At 58.9% G+C, this 16146-nt stretch carries 18 protein-coding genes and 1 tRNA gene; 10 read left to right on the top strand and 9 right to left on the bottom strand.

Translation table 11 applies throughout. The annotated features are described in order from the left end of the window. Window positions 1–35 precede the first annotated feature (35 nt). Together AC07V8_RS14250 and AC07V8_RS14245 are read left to right on the top strand one after the other, a co-directional pair. Window positions 36–605, top strand: a complete 570-nt coding sequence (locus AC07V8_RS14250) for an RNA pyrophosphohydrolase (RefSeq protein WP_211444911.1) — start codon at window positions 36–38, stop codon at window positions 603–605. A gap of 8 nt (window positions 606–613) precedes the next feature. Next, the gene (locus AC07V8_RS14245; RefSeq protein ID WP_494678786.1) at window positions 614–1198 is read left to right on the top strand and encodes a CNP1-like family protein; all 585 of its coding nucleotides are present in this window, start codon (window positions 614–616) and stop codon (window positions 1196–1198) included. Window positions 1199–1287: 89 nt separating this feature from the next. On the opposite strand, the gene proB is transcribed toward AC07V8_RS14245, so the two are convergent. The 4 genes from proB to rplU all read right to left on the bottom strand — a co-directional run bounded on the left by proB (window position 1288) and on the right by rplU (window position 4524). Beyond that, entirely contained in the window at window positions 1288–2406 is a 1119-nt protein-coding gene (proB, locus tag AC07V8_RS14240) for a glutamate 5-kinase (RefSeq protein ID WP_211444909.1), read from the bottom strand. A 124-nt stretch (window positions 2407–2530) separates the two neighbouring features. Then, a complete protein-coding gene (obgE, locus tag AC07V8_RS14235) occupies window positions 2531–3640 on the bottom strand; it encodes a GTPase ObgE (RefSeq protein ID WP_494678785.1) in 1110 nt (369 codons plus the stop codon). A gap of 273 nt (window positions 3641–3913) precedes the next feature. Continuing rightward, window positions 3914–4171, bottom strand: a complete 258-nt coding sequence (gene rpmA, locus AC07V8_RS14230) for a 50S ribosomal protein L27 (protein WP_014007873.1) — start codon at window positions 4169–4171, stop codon at window positions 3914–3916. A gap of 41 nt (window positions 4172–4212) precedes the next feature. Then, complete coding sequence (rplU, locus tag AC07V8_RS14225; protein WP_098494182.1) at window positions 4213–4524, bottom strand: 50S ribosomal protein L21; 312 nt, start codon at window positions 4522–4524, stop codon at window positions 4213–4215. Between the two features lie 300 nt (window positions 4525–4824). Here rplU and grxD point away from each other — a divergent pair, with 300 nt between their 5' ends. After that, entirely contained in the window at window positions 4825–5136 is a 312-nt protein-coding gene (gene grxD / locus AC07V8_RS14220; RefSeq protein WP_061944363.1) for a Grx4 family monothiol glutaredoxin, read from the top strand. Between the two features lie 8 nt (window positions 5137–5144). After that, window positions 5145–5744, top strand: a complete 600-nt coding sequence (locus AC07V8_RS14215; RefSeq protein WP_494678784.1) for a UbiX family flavin prenyltransferase — start codon at window positions 5145–5147, stop codon at window positions 5742–5744. A 60-nt stretch (window positions 5745–5804) separates the two neighbouring features. Here AC07V8_RS14215 and AC07V8_RS14210 read toward each other — a convergent pair whose 3' ends face one another. From AC07V8_RS14210 to AC07V8_RS14190, 5 genes are all read right to left on the bottom strand, one after another. Beyond that, entirely contained in the window at window positions 5805–7658 is a 1854-nt protein-coding gene (locus tag AC07V8_RS14210; RefSeq protein ID WP_494678783.1) for a M61 family metallopeptidase, read from the bottom strand. 4 nt (window positions 7659–7662) lie between these two features. After that, window positions 7663–8121, bottom strand: coding sequence for a DUF3429 domain-containing protein (locus AC07V8_RS14205; protein ID WP_494678782.1), 459 nt, complete (start codon window positions 8119–8121; stop codon window positions 7663–7665). Between the two features lie 123 nt (window positions 8122–8244). Further along, window positions 8245–8844 carry a nucleotidyltransferase family protein gene (locus AC07V8_RS14200; RefSeq protein ID WP_494678781.1) on the bottom strand — a complete coding sequence of 200 codons (600 nt, stop codon included), beginning with the start codon at window positions 8842–8844 and terminating at the stop codon, window positions 8245–8247. A gap of 106 nt (window positions 8845–8950) precedes the next feature. Next, window positions 8951–9673, bottom strand: a complete 723-nt coding sequence (locus AC07V8_RS14195) for a DsbC family protein (RefSeq protein WP_494678780.1) — start codon at window positions 9671–9673, stop codon at window positions 8951–8953. A 20-nt stretch (window positions 9674–9693) separates the two neighbouring features. Further along, a complete protein-coding gene (locus tag AC07V8_RS14190; RefSeq protein WP_494721469.1) occupies window positions 9694–10923 on the bottom strand; it encodes a UbiH/UbiF family hydroxylase in 1230 nt (409 codons plus the stop codon). Between the two features lie 191 nt (window positions 10924–11114). On the opposite strand from AC07V8_RS14190, the gene AC07V8_RS14185 reads away from it, so the two are divergent. The 6 genes from AC07V8_RS14185 (at window position 11115) to AC07V8_RS14160 (ending at window position 16117) form a co-directional block, all read left to right on the top strand. Continuing rightward, window positions 11115–11190 (top strand) — tRNA-Phe (locus AC07V8_RS14185). 288 nt (window positions 11191–11478) lie between these two features. Further along, window positions 11479–12219 carry a septum site-determining protein MinC gene (gene minC / locus AC07V8_RS14180; RefSeq protein WP_494678778.1) on the top strand — a complete coding sequence of 247 codons (741 nt, stop codon included), beginning with the start codon at window positions 11479–11481 and terminating at the stop codon, window positions 12217–12219. A 47-nt stretch (window positions 12220–12266) separates the two neighbouring features. Then, on the top strand, window positions 12267–13085 hold the full coding sequence (gene minD / locus AC07V8_RS14175; protein ID WP_494678777.1) for a septum site-determining protein MinD: 819 nt from the start codon (window positions 12267–12269) through the stop codon (window positions 13083–13085). A 1-nt stretch (window position 13086) separates the two neighbouring features. Then, on the top strand, window positions 13087–13338 hold the full coding sequence (gene minE, locus AC07V8_RS14170; protein WP_494678776.1) for a cell division topological specificity factor MinE: 252 nt from the start codon (window positions 13087–13089) through the stop codon (window positions 13336–13338). A gap of 382 nt (window positions 13339–13720) precedes the next feature. Continuing rightward, the gene (locus tag AC07V8_RS14165; RefSeq protein WP_098494190.1) at window positions 13721–14410 is read left to right on the top strand and encodes a response regulator transcription factor; all 690 of its coding nucleotides are present in this window, start codon (window positions 13721–13723) and stop codon (window positions 14408–14410) included. A 30-nt stretch (window positions 14411–14440) separates the two neighbouring features. Beyond that, window positions 14441–16117: a FecR family protein gene (locus AC07V8_RS14160; RefSeq protein ID WP_494678775.1), complete on the top strand. Its 1677-nt coding sequence runs from the start codon at window positions 14441–14443 to the stop codon at window positions 16115–16117. Window positions 16118–16146 lie beyond the last annotated feature (29 nt).

Below are 16146 nucleotides of genomic sequence, written 5' to 3'. Positions count from 1 at the left end.
AACCGCCTGGCCGCAGAAAGTTTTGAGGTAACAACATGCTTGACCGTGAAGGCTTTCGCCCGAACGTCGGCATTATCTTGCTCAATACCCAGAATGAAGTCTGGTGGGGCAAGCGCGTGCGCGAACACTCGTGGCAATTTCCACAGGGCGGTATCAAATACGGTGAAACCCCGGAGCAGGCCATGTTTCGTGAACTCGAGGAAGAAATCGGGTTGAAGGCGGAACACGTCAAGATCATCGGCCGTACCCGCGACTGGCTGCGCTATGAAGTGCCCGACCATTTCATCAAGCGCGACGTGCGCGGGCATTATCGCGGCCAGAAGCAGATCTGGTTCCTGCTGCGCATGACCGGACGCGACTGCGACGTCAACCTGCGCCTGACCGAACACCCCGAATTCGACGCCTGGCGCTGGCATGACTACTGGGTGCCGCTGGATGTCGTGATCGAATTCAAGCGGGATGTCTATCAGCGCGCCTTGCAAGAATTATCACGTTTCCTGACGCGTCCCTTGCAGAGCGCGCCGCATCACGCCCGTCATCTGCGCACCGGCCATGGGCCGCGTGCAGCGAACCAATCCACACCCGCTGAACCCGAAAAAAAGTGAGCGCCTCCATGGCTTTTGTTTTACGCATCCCCGTTTCCCAAATATCACGACTGCTGGCCGCCGGCCTGCTGTTGCTGGGCATGAGCGCACACGTGCATGCCGATTCCTTCGACCAAGGCAGCGCCATGAAAATGAATCCCGGCGATTTCGACGACGATGACGACGGCAAGTCATGGCAGGAAATCAAGACCGAGATTCCGCCGGCGCCGCAGGCGGCCAACCTGGTGTCGTTCTATGTCAGCCCGACCGCCACCATGAATTTCTTCATCGACCTCAAATCGATCTCGGCGGGTAAAGATGGCGTAGTGCGCTATACGCTGGTCAGCAAGAGCGAGGCCGGAGCGCAAAATGTCAGCTATGAGGGAATCCGCTGCCAGACTTATGAGAGCAAGCTGTATGCGTTCGGCCAGAAAGATGGCAGCTGGTCGCGGGCGCGCCTGAACGACTGGAAACGGATCAATGATTCTGCCGGCAACCGGCATCACGCTTCCCTGGCGAGAGACTATCTTTGCCAGGATGGCATGGTGGCAGGCAAAGTTGAAGATATCCGCAGCAGAATCACCAGCAATCGCCCGATCAAGCCGGGCAGCTGATCACCAGCCTCACCTGAATGAAAAACGGCTCCTGCGTTCTGCGGAGCCGTTTTTTTATTGCCTGCGGTGACCGTGCTGCCGCAATCGGCTCAGACCAATACCATATTGTCCCGATGAATCAATTCCGATTCTTCGACAAAGCCGAGGATGGCCTGGATTTCCGAGGATGGATGGCGCATGATGCGGCGCGCTTCGGAACTGGTGTAATTGCTGATGCCGCGCGCGATGGCATGACCATCGGCGTCGGTGCAGGTAATCACGTCGCCGCGGCCAAATTCGCCAGACACTGCAGTGACGCCGATAGGCAGCAGGGATTTCCCCTCGTTGCGCAGCTTTTGCACAGCGCCGGCGTCCAGCATGACCTTGCCTGCGGTTTTCAGATGATCCGCCATCCATTGCTTGCGCGCAGTCAGTTGTCCGGTTTGCGCAAGCAACTGCGTGCCGATGGCTTCGCCGCCGGCGAGCCTGGTCAGCACCGCATCTTCGCGGCCCCAGGCAATCACCGTATGGGCGCCGGAGCTGGCGGCACGCTTGGCAGCCAGAATCTTGGTGATCATGCCGCCGCGGCCAATGCTGGTGCCGGCATCGCCTGCCATGACTTCCAGCGCCGGATCGCCGGCTTTCGCCTCATGCACGAATTCGGCATTCGGGTCCTTGCGCGGATCAGCGGTGAATAAGCCTTTCTGATCAGTCAGGATGATCAGGGCATCGCCCTCAATCAGGTTGGCGACCAGCGCACCCAAGGTATCGTTGTCGCCAAACTTGATTTCATCGGTCACCACGGTGTCGTTCTCGTTGATGATCGCCACTACGCCAAAGCGCAGCAGGGTGAACAGGGTCGAGCGCGCGTTCAGATAGCGTTCGCGGTCGGCCAGGTCGGCGTGCGTCAGCAGTACCTGGGCGGTACGGATATTGTGGGCGCGGAAACTGGTTTCGTAGATTTGCGCCAGGCCCATCTGGCCGACGGCGGCGCAAGCCTGCAATTCGTCGATGCTGGTCGGCCGCTTGTCGAAACCCAGCCTTTGCATGCCTTCGGCCACCGCACCGGAACTGACCAGCACCACTTCCTTGCCCATGGCCCGCAATTCGGCGATCTGGGTCGCCCATTTGGCGATGGCGCCGGCATCCAGCCCCTTGCCGTCATTGGTTACCAGGGAGGATCCGACCTTGATGATGATGCGCTTGGCTTTTTGAATGACGGAATTCATGTGTTTATCTATAGCAGCTGTCCCGCCGCCAACGGCACAAGGCGACGGACAAAAACAACGGACAAAAATAAGGCCGCGATCAATGCAGGAACTCCCCCATCGACAACGGCCGCCAACCAGCCGTTTAATCCAGGATCTTGAAACGCGGATCGTCCGGATCGATAGACAGGATGGCTTGCGCTTCCACCACCATGTGCGTCTCTTCCGATCGGGTTTCCTGCTGGCGCTTTTCCGCCAGGTAGCCGTAGATCTCGGTCACCAGTTCTGGACAGCCATCGCGGTTCAGCGCGGAAATTTCAAATACCGGGCCTTTCCAGCCGAAGCGCTTGATGAAATCCTTGACGCGCTTGACGCGCTCGCCTTCCGGGATCACGTCGATCTTGTTCAGCACCAGCCAGCGCGGCTTGTCGAACAGCGACTGATCGTATTTCTTCAATTCCTTGACGATCGCCTTGGCTTCCTTGACCGGATCGACCGTGTCTTCGAACGGCGCCAGATCGACGATGTGCAACAGCAAACCGGTGCGCTGCAAGTGCTTCAGGAACTGGATACCCAGTCCGGCGCCCTCTGCCGCGCCTTCGATCAAGCCTGGGATGTCGGCAATCACGAAACTCTTTTCGTGGCTGACGCGGACCACGCCCAGGTTCGGATGCAAGGTGGTGAACGGGTAGTCGGCGATCTTCGGGCGGGCATTCGACACCGCGGTGATGAAAGTCGACTTGCCGGCATTCGGCTGTCCCAGCAGGCCGACGTCGGCCAGCACCTTCAGCTCCAGCCGCAGTTCACGGCGTTCGCCTTCCTTGCCGTCGCTTTTCTGGCGCGGCGCGCGGTTGGTCGAGGATTTGAAGTGGATATTGCCCCAGCCGCCCTCGCCGCCCTTGGCCAGCAGCACTTCCTGGCCGTGATCGGTCAGGTCGGCGATGGCTTCGCCGGTGTTGATGTCGACGATCAGCGTACCGACCGGCATGCGCAGCTTGATATCGTCCGCGCCCTTGCCGTAACAATCCGAGCCACGGCCGTTTTCGCCGCGGCCGGCGCGATGCATCTTGGAAAAGCGATAGTCGACCAGGGTGTTGATATTGCGGTCGGCAACGGCCCAGATACTGCCGCCTACGCCGCCATCGCCACCGTCAGGGCCGCCAAACGGGCGGAATTTTTCACGGCAAAAACTCGCAACCCCATTGCCGCCATCGCCGGCAATGACTTCGATTTTTGCTTCATCTATAAACTTCATTCGAAGATCCTAATGAGGTTGGAGGTTAAATTCTTATTGAAATGCACAGGTAACTTTACCGATTTTTGCGCATTGTTGCAGCGGCCACGCTGGCCCTCATTGCAATAGCGACAACCCTGCCAGACGCAATCCGCCGCAGCGGCATGAAATCGCCGCGCAAGCTTTGCTGTCCGTGCAGTGTTTTACGACCAGAAACTAAAAAGGCTCTACCAGCGGCAGAGCCTTTCGCAGCAAGGCCAGCGGCCTTGCTTGTGTCGACGCTTAGAGTGTTGCTTAAGCTGCTACGACAGTAACGTAGTTACGCTGGGTAGCGCCCTTGGTTACGAATTGTACTTTGCCGTCGATCAGTGCGAACAGGGTGTGATCCTTGCCCATGCCAACATTTTCGCCTGGATGCGTCTTGGTGCCGCGTTGACGAATAATGATGCCGCCGGCGTTGATCGCCTGGCCACCGTAGACCTTGACGCCGAGTCGTTTTGACTCTGAGTCACGGCCGTTGCGCGTAGTGCCGCCGCCTTTTTTATGTGCCATTTAAAACTCCTGGTATCTGGTTAAGTCAATCGCCGCCGGTATTAGCCGTTGATCGAAACGATTTGAATTTCGGTGTAATTTTGACGATGGCCTTGATGCTTCTGATAATGCTTACGACGACGCATTTTGAAGATCTTGACTTTATCGTGGCGACCTTGCGCCAATACCTTAACCGACACCGTAGCACCTTCGACCAATGGCGCCCCGAATTTCAGGGAATCGCCAGCGCCAACTGCAAGCACTTGATCAATAGTGAGTTCGGTGCCAATGTCTGCAGGTATCTGTTCTATTTTGAGTTTTTCGCCGGCAACAACTTTATATTGTTTGCCACCGGTTTTTATGACCGCGTACATATGAAACCTCATCGAAATGATTGAAGACTATTAAAAAAATTTCTTTCCTAAAACACCATAATCAGCGACAAGCAAACGCAAAATCGCTGGGCGGAATCGGGAGAACCTGAGATTGTACATGGACTTGGACCTTTCGTCAAAATCTCTTGACAAGTGCGGAATTCACCACACTTCCACGCTTCCTCCCGGCAACTTCGGCACTATCGAAGCCGTGAGCCGTCTCATAAGGCCAGACTCACCAGCAGCGCAGCGGCCTTTTTCATATAATGGCGGTATTCTGAACTTTTTTAAGGTATTGCCATGAGCGATGTACAAGCGTGGATCAAGGAAACCGTGACCAGCAACCCAGTGGTGCTGTTCATGAAAGGAACCGCGCAGTTCCCACAATGCGGATTTTCCGGCCGCGCCATCCAGTTGTTGAAGACCAGCGGCGCTGAAAACATCGTCACGATCAATGTCCTGGAAGACCCGGTTGTGCGCCAAGGCATCAAGGATTACTCCAACTGGCCTACCATTCCGCAGCTTTACGTCAACGGCGAATTCGTCGGCGGCTCGGACATCATGAATGAAATGTTCGAATCCGGCGAACTGCAAACCCTGTTGAAGGCCTGAGACCGCCCGTGGTCTCTGCCGGCCCGTTGCCGCCGCCGCGCCGCCTGATCGTCGCCATCACCGGCGCCACCGGCGTCATCTACGGCGTGCGGCTGCTGCAACTGCTGCGTGAGCTGCCCGGCGTCGAAAGCCATCTGATCATTTCCGAGGCCGGCGTGCTGAACCTGCACCAGGAGCTGGAAATGCGCCGCAAGCAGGTCGAAGCGCTGGCCGACGTAGTCCACAATGTGCGCGATGTCGGCGCTTCCATCGCCAGCGGTTCGTTCCAGTCCGACGGCATGATCGTCGCGCCCTGTTCCATGAAAACCCTGGCTTCGGTCGCGCACGGCCTGTCGGACAATCTGATTGCTCGCGCCGCGGACGTGGTTCTCAAGGAACGCCGGCGCCTGGTGCTGATGGTGCGCGAAACGCCTTTCAACCTGGCGCATCTGCGCAACATGACCAGCGTCACCGAAATGGGCGGTATCATTTTCCCGCCGCTGCCAGGGTTTTATCACCGGCCGCAAAGCATCGCGGAAATGGTCGACCATACGCTGGGGCGGGTGCTGGACCTGTTCGCTATCGAACATGCGCTGACGCCACGCTGGAATGGCTTGAAGGCGGAATAAAAAAACCGGGCAGCTCAAATCTGCCCGGTTTTTTATCGGCTGTACATCTGCAGAGCCCACTCAACGGCTGTTGCGCCCTGCCAGCCACGCACTGCGCATTGCGGTACCGAGCGCCGGCTTGGCTTCCGCATCGAGACTAACCTGCGGCGCGCTATCGGCCAGCAGACGAACGCTGAAAGCCAGCAGCTCGTCGCGCCGGAAAGCGTGGACCGAAATGGTGTCGCCAACCCGATACCGCGCCAGCAAGGTATCCAGCTTGGCAGGCACCCGGATGCCATCGATCGCCACCAGCACATCGCCGGCCGACAAGCCGGCGCGATGGCCGGCGCCACCTTCATATACATTGGCCAGCCTGCAGTCGCCGCCGCTGTAGGCGATGCGCGCGCCCAGCGAAGGCTTGCCCGGCTTGCGCTGGTCCGCCACTACGATGCCGGTCGGCGCCAACAGCTTCGCCAACGGCAAATCGTCGGTGGCGCGCACGTAACGGTCGAAGAAACGCTTTAGTTTGAGGCCGGTGATTTCGTCGAACAAGGCTTCGACGGCGGCCTCGCTGACGCCACGGCCGCCCAAGCCATTGTCGGCATAAAAATCGCGGCCGTATTTTTGCCACAGGGCGCGCATCACATCATCCAGCGATTTCCTGCCCTTGGTTTCCGTGCGGATGGTCAGGTCCAGCGCCAACGCTACCAGCGAACCCTTGGTGTAATAGCTGACAATCGCATTCGGCGCGTTTTCGTCCTGGCGATAATATTTAACCCAGGCGTCAAAGCTGGATTCCGCCACGCTTTGCTTGTGGCGGCCGCTGCCCAGCAGCACGCCATTGACGGTCTTTTCAACCAGCTTGAAATACGCTGCCTGGTCGATCAGGCCGCTGCGCAACAGCATCAGGTCGTCGTAATAACTGGTGAAGCCTTCGAACAGCCACAGCAGCGGCGTATAGTTTTCCACTTGCAGATCGTACGGCGCGAAGGCTGCCGGCTTGATGCGCTTGACGTTCCAGGTATGGAAATATTCGTGGCTGCAAAGACCGAGGAAAGTACGGTAGCCGTCGCTCATTTCCGCCTGCCCCTTGACCGGCAAGTCGGCGCGCGCGCAGATCAGGGCGGTCGATGCGCGATGCTCCAGGCCGCCATAGCCGTCGCCTACCGCCAGGGTCATGAATACATAGCGCTCCATCGGCGCGCGCCTGGCGAACTTGCTGCCGGCCGGCTCGAAGAAAGCAATCTGGGTTTCGCAAATCTTTTTCAGGTCCGCGCTCAGGCGCGCCAGATCGAGATTCGGCACATTGCCGGTGATCGCCATTTCATGCGGCACGCCATGCGCCTTGAAGCTGAGCAGCTGGAAAGTGCCCATTTCGACCGGGTGATCGATCAGCTCATCGTAGTTGGCGGCGACATAGCTGCCGAACGCGCCGCGCTTGGCTTTCAGCGTCGGCAAAGCGGTGGCGATCCGCCATGCTTCGTAGGCCTCGCCTTGCGGCCGCTGGATCTCCACGATGTGCGGGACATTTTCCTGACCGACCACGCGCAGGAAAACGCTGGTGCCATTGAAGAAAGCATGGGTCTGGTCCAGATGAGCGGTACGCACCGACAGATCCCAGGCGTACACCTGGTAATGCAAGGTCAGCGGACCATCGCAGGGCGCGGCTTGCCAGGAGTGCTTGTCGATTTTACGGAGAGCGATCTTGCGGCCATTCGATTCGGCGCGGATCTGCACGATGTTGCGGGCAAACTCGCGGATCATGTAGCTGCCCGGGATCCATGCCGGCAAGGCGACGATCTGGCCGACCGCGGCCGGATCGGCGATCGTCAGCGTCACGGCAAACAGATGGGCGGCCGGATCGGCGGCGACGATGGTGTACGACAATACGCCGCTGCCGGTTTTAGCGGCTGATTTGCTTGTATTCTTTTTCATCTTCTTATCCTCGAACGTTACCGGCGATTACGGTCAGCATCAGCGCCGCTACCGCGACGCAGGTCAGCCTGAAACGCAATTCAATAAACCAGGATGGCAAGCCGTACCATGGGAACAGGCGCTTGTCGGCCTGGTAAGCGGCAGTGAAACCGGCGATCAGCAAGGCGAAGCCGAAACCGCCTGCCATGGTCGAAAACCAGGCAATGATGGTCGGCGCCACGCCCCAGATCAAGGCTTTGCGGGTGTGATCCGGCGACAGGTTGGCGCGCAGCACCACCGCTCCCCAATGGATCCCGCCCAGGAAAGACAGCGCGGCGATGCCATAGGCCAGCTGGCCGCGGATGAAATCGCGCAGCCAATCGACGTTGACCAGCCAGCTCGCCAGCGTCAGCAGCACGAACGGAATCAGCCCGGCATAACCGAGTAAATGAATAATGCGTTTGTTCAGAAAATGTGGGTTCATCTGGTCAGGATAACGTCAAATGGGCTGCCGGGGCTGCGTAAAAAGACGATAGTGTAGCGGGATTGCGCCTGTTCAGCCGCTCCTCGGCGGCATCACGCTGAAAACACCTGCCGATTTCCTGCTTCACGAGGAGGATTGTCGTATATCGGCGACGGTGTCGATGTCCTGGTGTATGCCGGGATCGTCCAGCGCCACCTCGACCACGGGAAACGATTGCAGCAGACTGCGGGCGCCCTGATCGCCGCGCAAGGCCAGCAGGCGCGCCAGGTGCATACGGCTGAAGCCGACCGGATTGCCGCGCCGCCCCTGGAAAACCGGCGCGGCGATGTCGGCGCCCCGGCGCAGCGCCGCCGCCAGCGCCTGGATGGTTGAGGTTTCAACATACGGCATGTCCGCCAGTGCGATGATCCAGCCGGCCGCATCCGCGGTCTGCTGCACGCCATACGCCAGCGAAGCCGCCATGCCGTTGTCGGCGTTTGCACACTGCACCCAAGGATATTCGGCAATTTGCGCGGTCTGCTCCGGCACATCCGGACGCAACACTATGCAAAGAGGAAGCGCCGCGGCAAGCCTGGCGGCAGCGCTGGCGAGCACCGTCCGGCCGCCGGCCGTCGGCAGCTTTTGCAGCAGCTTGCTCTGGATGCCGGTCGGATCGAAGCGCCGGCCACGGCCGGCGGCCAGCAACAAGCCGACGATCTGGCCGCTATAGCGAGAATGGCTCATGGCGGACGGTGAGCGGCAGGATCCAACTCCAGGCCGATATCTTCATCGACGATATTAACCATGCCGGAGCCCGATGCTGTATGGCGCGAAAATAATAAACCGCGAATTACTTCAAAGAGGAGAATTTAGCTTCCATGGTCTTGGCATCGATCCAGCCCGGCACACGCGAACCATCGGCAAAGATGATCGTCGGCGTACCGGTCACATTCAGCTTTTGACCGAGCGCCAGGACTTTGTCGTTAGGCGCCTGGCAGGATGTCGGCGCGGCGACGGCGGCCTTGCCATCCACCATCAGGTCGGTCCATGCCTTATTGCGGTCGGCGCTGCACCAGACGTTGCGCGCCTTGACCGACGAGTCGTCCGCCAGGATGTTGAAAAGGAAGGTATAAACAGTGACGTTGTCGACTTCCTGCAAAGTGGTCTTGTGGAAGCGCTTGCAATAGCCGCAGTTAGGATCTTCGAACACCGCGATCACGCGCTTGCCGTTGCCCTTGACCCTCTTCATGGCCAGGTCCAGCGGCAGGTCGGCGAACTTGACCTTGTTCAACTCATCGACTCTTTCACGCGTGAAGTCGCGCGAAGACTGGGCGTCCATGATGCGGCCGACGAACACATACTTGGCTGTCGCATCGGTATAGAAAATATCGCTGCCGACGCGTACTTCAAACAAGCCGGCGTACGGCGTCTTGGTTACTTCATCGACCTTGGCTCCCTCGCCCAGGCGCGGCTCGATCAGTTTCTTGACCGCGGCTTCCTGCAAGGTTTCGGCGGAGGCCACGCTGGCCCACAGGGCCATCAACGCCGCCAGCATCACGCTTGTTTTTTTCATCGCTATCATCGCTATTCCAGTTATTCGCTTGTCCGACCCAAAGCGTGGGTCATCAGTTGTCTTTTTAAGACCGGTATCTTGTCCAGCAAGTTCAAACCCGCGTTGCGCAACAGCCGCAATGGGCTGAAATCGAAACCGAACAGCCGCTCCAGGCCATCGGTGGTCATTTGCATCAACAATATCTCTTCCTTGCGCGAACGGGCGTAACGCGCCAGCAGGCGCTCGTCGCCGCAATCGCGATGTGCGCCGCGCTCGGCCAGCACCTGGATCAGCGCAGCGACATCGCCGAAGCCCAGGTTCATGCCATGTCCGGCCAGCGGATGCACCACGTGGCCGGCATCGCCGATCAGCGCGACCCGCGGCGCCACCAGGGCATGCGTCTTGAGCAAAGACAAAGGAAAACCTTGGGCCAGCTCCGGCTGCAACGGTTGCAGCTGCCCGAGCTGGTCTGCCGCCAGCAATGACAGGCGCGCCGCCACCTGCGACAACGGCTCATCCAGCAATGAAAGCGCCAGCGCTTCCGGCGCCGACCAGACCAGCGACACACGCTGGCCGGGCAACGGCAGCAAAGCGACGATGCCTTCGGTTTCGGTGAACCACTGATAGGCAATGCCGTGGTGAGGCCGCTCGCAGGAAAAGTTGGCGACCACGCCGCGCTGTTTATAAGAGCGGTAATCGATGCCGATGCCGCACTGGCTGCGCACCCAGGACTGCGCGCCATCGGCGCCGACGATCAGGGCCGCTGCGATGGTCTCGCCCGAATCCAGCTGCACCATCGCAGCGGCAGCATCGGCCTGCATGCTTTGCACGCGGCCGGTAATCGCGCGCACGTTCGAGGCAAATTTCAGGGCGGCATCCAAGGCCTGATTAAGATTCCGGTCCTCAACAATCCATGCCAGCGCGTCGACGTGTGCGCTATAAGCATCGAAGGAAAGGTTTCCAGTGCCGCTGTCGGTTCCGCCCTTGATTGCCATGCCTTCGACCGCGGCAACCCGCGCCGGGTCCAGTGCGTCCCAGACTTTGACGGTAGACAACAAGGTACGCGCGACATGGTTCAGCGCATACACACGCGTGTCCCAGGCATCCGGCGCGACAGTTGCAGCGGTTCCCGGCGCCATCCCCAGCAAGGTGACGCGCAAGCCCATTTGCGCCAGGCCAAGCGCTGCCGCTTTGCCGACAGCGCCATTGCCAACGATACAAATATCGCACTGATGTTTTGCCATCGGCGATGCGCCAGCAGTTTTCGACATTGATCCGATATCTTTCATGCCGCCATTATAGCGATTACGCTCACAAGGACTCGCGAGCGCCATGAAATAAGGGCCGCCAGGCCGCCGAGGCCGGGCCGGAACGGCTTGCACAGCGCCATGCAAAGTTTTTTTAAAAAAATTCAACAATGGGCTTTGCGGATTAAAAATGTTTTGCTATACTCCTGTCCCTTGGCCTGGTAGCTCAGTCGGTAGAGCAGAGGATTGAAAATCCTTGTGTCGGTGGTTCGATTCCGCCCCGGGCCACCAAAACATCAAAAAGGGCTTAGCTTCGGCTAAGCCCTTTTTGCATTTGCGCGACGATTTCAAACGAGGGCAATCCTCGTGCCGGACTTGCCGGCATTCTATATATCGCCACAGATTGCAACAACAAACGGCAATCCTTTTTTGTGATCCCCCCGAGATTTGGTAAGATCACAAATTAAGACAATATTTTCTATCCCTTTAAAACGAACCAATTGCCGTCTAAACGTTCCTATAAGCCAATCGCCGGCGCTTTTCGCTGCACTACATTAGGCTCATACACCACACTGCTTTATGCTCAAAAACAAATCCCGCAAGCCGATTGAAATAAAAATTGCAACCGTGGTCGCTGTCTCGGCGATCTTGCATGATTCCGATCCCATGGCCCTGGAAGCAGCCTTGCAGGAAATGACGGGCGGCACCGCGGATTTCTTTGACAACGAATTTGCCGTCATCGATGTGGCCGCGCTGGGAACGGACAGACCGCCGATAGATTGGCCGCAATTGATCTCGCTGCTGAAAAAATACCGTTTGAACGCGGTTGCAGTACGCAATGCGCCGGCCGATATGGAAGAAGGCATCCTCGCCAGTGGACTGAGCATCGATCAGATGGTGGCTGCGCGCCAGGAACCCGCCGCAGCGCCGCCTCCCCCGCCAGCCCCAATCGCGGCCCCGGTCAAAGCCGCGGCCAGCACCATGATCATCGATACACCGATACGCGCCGGACAACGCATTTATGCGCGCGACGCCGACCTGGTCATCACCGCCACAGTTAACAATGGCGCCGAAATCATCGCCGACGGCAGCATCCACGTTTACGCGCCCTTGCGCGGGCGGGCGCTGGCCGGCGCCAGCGGCGACACTTCGGCACGCATCTTTGCCGCCAGCATGGAAGCCGAACTGGTCTCCATCGCCGGCGTCTACCGCACTTTTGAAAACGGCCTGCCGCCGGAACAAAAGGGCCAGCCCGCACAAATTCGACTGAGCGGCGACCGGATTGACGTACTATCGCTCAGTTCCGCATCCCGCACTTAGTCCGAACTTAATTACTGAATATCCGCATATCGAACAAGGAGCTCTTCGTGGCAAAAATCATCGTTGTTACCTCCGGCAAAGGCGGAGTTGGCAAGACCACCTCCAGCGCCAGTTTTGCATCGGGTCTGGCCATGCGCGGCCACAAAACCGCCGTGCTCGACTTTGACGTCGGCCTGCGCAACCTGGATCTGATCATGGGCTGTGAACGGCGCGTGGTGTACGACCTGATCAATGTCGTCAACAAGGAAGCAACGCTGACCCAGGCGCTGATCAAGGACAAGCATTGCGAAAACCTGTTTATCCTGCCGGCCTCGCAAACCCGCGACAAGGATGCCTTGACCGAAGAAGGCGTCGAGAACGTCCTCAACGACCTGGTCAAGATGGACTTCGAATACATCATCTGCGACTCGCCGGCCGGCATCGAGCGCGGCGCCGTGATGGCGCTGACCTTTGCCGATGAAGCGATTGTCGTCACCAATCCGGAAGTTTCGTCGGTGCGCGACTCCGACCGCATCCTCGGCATCATCCAGGCCAAGTCGCGCCGTGCGCAAAACGGCGGCGAGCCGGTCAAGGAACACCTGCTGATCACCCGCTATTCGGCGAAACGGGTCGAAGCCGGCGAAATGCTGTCGTATACCGATGTCCAGGATATCCTGCGCATCCCGCTGGTCGGCATCATCCCTGAGTCGGAGTCGGTGCTGCACGCCTCCAACCAGGGTAATCCGGCAATCCACATCAAAGGCAGCGATGTCGCCCTGGCTTATGAAGACGTAGTCTCGCGCTTCCTCGGCGAAGAAGTCCCTACCCTGCGCTTCACCTCCTACGAAAAGCCGGGTCTCCTGCAGCGCATCTTCGGAGGAAAATAAGATGGCATTGCTCTCGTTCTTGTTTCCCAGCAAGCCAAAAACCGCATCGGCCGCCAAGGAGCGCCTGCAGATCATCATTGCCCGCGAGCGCAATGGCCGTTCGGGCCACGATTTCCTGCCGGCGCTGCACAAGGAGCTGATCGAGGTGATTTCCAAGTACACCAAGGTCAATGCGGACGACATCAAGATTTCCCTGGATCGCCAGGGCAATCTTGAAGTGCTGGACGTGAATGTGGTGTTGCCGGACGCCTGAACGGGCGCTGGACGCCGCAGCGCACCAAGCGCTTCACAAAAATCTGCTCACCGGATAGTCAGCAAAGTGCTGCAGCTGATTCTGTTCCCCTTGCAGGCGCAGACCATGGCGCGCTGCCTTGAAGGTGGAATTTTACAATTCCCGTCGTACACTGTATGACAATCGGACCCCAACAAGCCCTGCGTCATCCAGAGTTTTGGCGCATGCTTTGTTAAATTCATCCGACACCGCTTTTTAAATTGATTTGTGGCAATTGCAAGACACTGGAAATATATAGAACATTTATCTACAGCAATGTAGCAATAAGAATAATATACTCCTTGTACACGCCACAACACCGATGCCGGCCCACCATGCCTGGCTCACCTAACATATATAAAATATGAGAATTGCTGTCCTTGATGACGATCCCAGTCAAACCGATCTAGTTTGCCAGGTGCTCACATCCAGTGGCCATATTTGCCACCCGTTTCAAAGCGGGAAAGAAATATTGAACCAGCTGCGGCGGGAAAGCTATGACATGCTGGTTCTGGACTGGCAGGTCCCGGATCTGAGCGGGCCCGAGGTATTGCGCTGGGTAAGAGACAAACTGCCGCGGACCATTCCGGTCCTGTTCATCACCAGCCGCTCCGGCGAGGATGACATCGTGGAAGGCCTGGCCGCCGGCGCCGACGACTACATGATCAAGCCGATCCGGCGCAGCGAACTGGTGGCGCGGGTGCAAGCCCTGCTGCGACGCGCCTATCCGATCCAGAACACCAGCGAACAAATCGTTTTCAACGACTATTTGTTTGAAACCCGTTCGGGTCGCCTGACCCTGGCCGGCAAGCCGATCGAGATTACCCAGAAGGAATTCGACCTGGCCCTGTTGTTTTTTCGCAACCTCGGCCGCCCCCTCTCACGCGCATATATCCTAGAGGCAGTCTGGTCGCGCGATGTCGACATCCCCTCCCGTACCATGGATACACACGTATCGCGGGTAAGGAGTAAGTTACAATTACGACCAGAAAACGGCTATCGGCTAGCACCGGTTTATAGCTATGGGTATCGATTGGAACAACTAACAGGATAAGGCGCGTTGCGGTTGCGCTGATAGACAAATATGCGCAGCACATTCACCAAACTAGCTCTATTGGCGCTGTTGTCGGCGCCTTCCTCGCTGTTATTTGCCGCCCCGCCAGCGCTCGACCCGGCAGCGCTCCAGGTCGATGCCGCCACTATCACCTACCGAGCACAACAGGGCGACACCTTAAGCGTCATCGCCGACCAGCTCACCGGCAACAAGAGCAACTGGGTGCCGCTGGCGAAACTCAATCACATTGGCAATGACCGCGCCATTCCGATCGGCACCGCCATCATCATCCCGGTAGCGCTGCTGCCGGACGATCCCAGCTCGGCCCAGGTGGCAGCCATGTCCGGCACGATCGACGCCACCGGCGCCGACGGCCGCCCGGTCGCTCTCAGCATCGGCACCACACTGACCGAAGGCGCCATCATCAATACCGGCAGCAACAGCTTTCTGACGCTGAGCCTGCCCGACCAGTCGCATATCGCGATCCCGTCCAACAGCCAGGTGAAACTCAGCAAGCTGCGCAGCGCGCGCTATACCAAGAGTCCGCGCACCGAGATTACCTTGTTGAAGGGCCGGGTCGAATCCAAGGTCTCGCCGCTGGAAAAGAACAAAGGCCGCTTTGAAGTTCATTCGCCGCTGGCGGTGGCGGGTGTGCGCGGCACCGATTTCCGCGTCGACCTGGTCGGCGACAGGGTCCTGACCGAGGTCTTGAGCGGCGGCGTCGCCGTGGCGAAAAAGAACAAGCCGGCCGCCCTGACCCTGCGCGCAGGCCAAGGCAATATCACCAGCACCAAGGGTGTTGGCAAGGCAGTAGCACTGCTGCCGCAACCGGAATTCACCGACAGCCGGCCGCAGCTGCAGGAACGGCCGACAGTACGCTTTACCTTCAATCCAGTCAGCGGCGCCGGCGGCTATCGCGCGCAAGTCGCCACCGACGCCAGCCTCAGCAACGTCATCAGCGAAGCTGAGTCGGACAGCCCCGAAATCAAGATCAACGGACTGGAAGACGGCAAGTATTTCGTGCGCATCACCGCGCTGGACCAGGCCGGTTTGCAAGGCAAGCCGCTGATCGCTGCGTTTACCCTGAAGGCCCGGCCGGAACCGCCGATCTCGATCGAACCGAAAAACAAATCGCGCAGCGAAAACCTGATGTTCAGCTGGGCCGAGGTCAGCAATGCACAGGCTTATCATCTGCAGGTAGCCAGCGACGCCGAGTTCAGCCACGTCATCATCGACGAAGCAGCATTGAGCGCAGCGCAGTTCAACGCCGGCAAACTGGCCCTCGGCGCCTACTACTGGCGCGTCGCGACCATCGTTGAAACCGCAGGCGGCCGCGACCAGGGACCTTACGGCGACCCGCAAGGCTTCAGCCTGCTGCCCGCCTTGCAGATTCCTAAGATTGCCGACGCGGTCGACGGCGACCTGTCGTTCCGCTGGACCGGCGAGCCAGGGCAGAAGTTCGTGGTCGAGATCGGCCGCGACGCCGGCTTCTCCAGCCTGCTGCTGACGCAGGACACCGCCACGCCGGAAATCAATGTCCCGCGCCCGGCCAGCGGCACTTACTTCATCCGCATCAAGGCGATCGATCCCGACGGCTACGTCAGCCCGTTTTCGCCGGCGCAAAAAGTGTATATCGGCAGCCGCTGGGTCACCAGCGACGGCTCGCCCTTGCTCAACGTCGGCGGCACTACCCAGGCCGGCTATTAAACCGGGGCCCGCCATGCAAGCACTCGCAC

The sequence above is a fragment of the Collimonas sp. GW821-FHT02H07 genome, assembly GCF_059421505.1.
The sequence above is the reverse complement of the archived record's forward strand: the minus strand, read 5'-3'. Positions and strand labels throughout refer to the sequence as shown.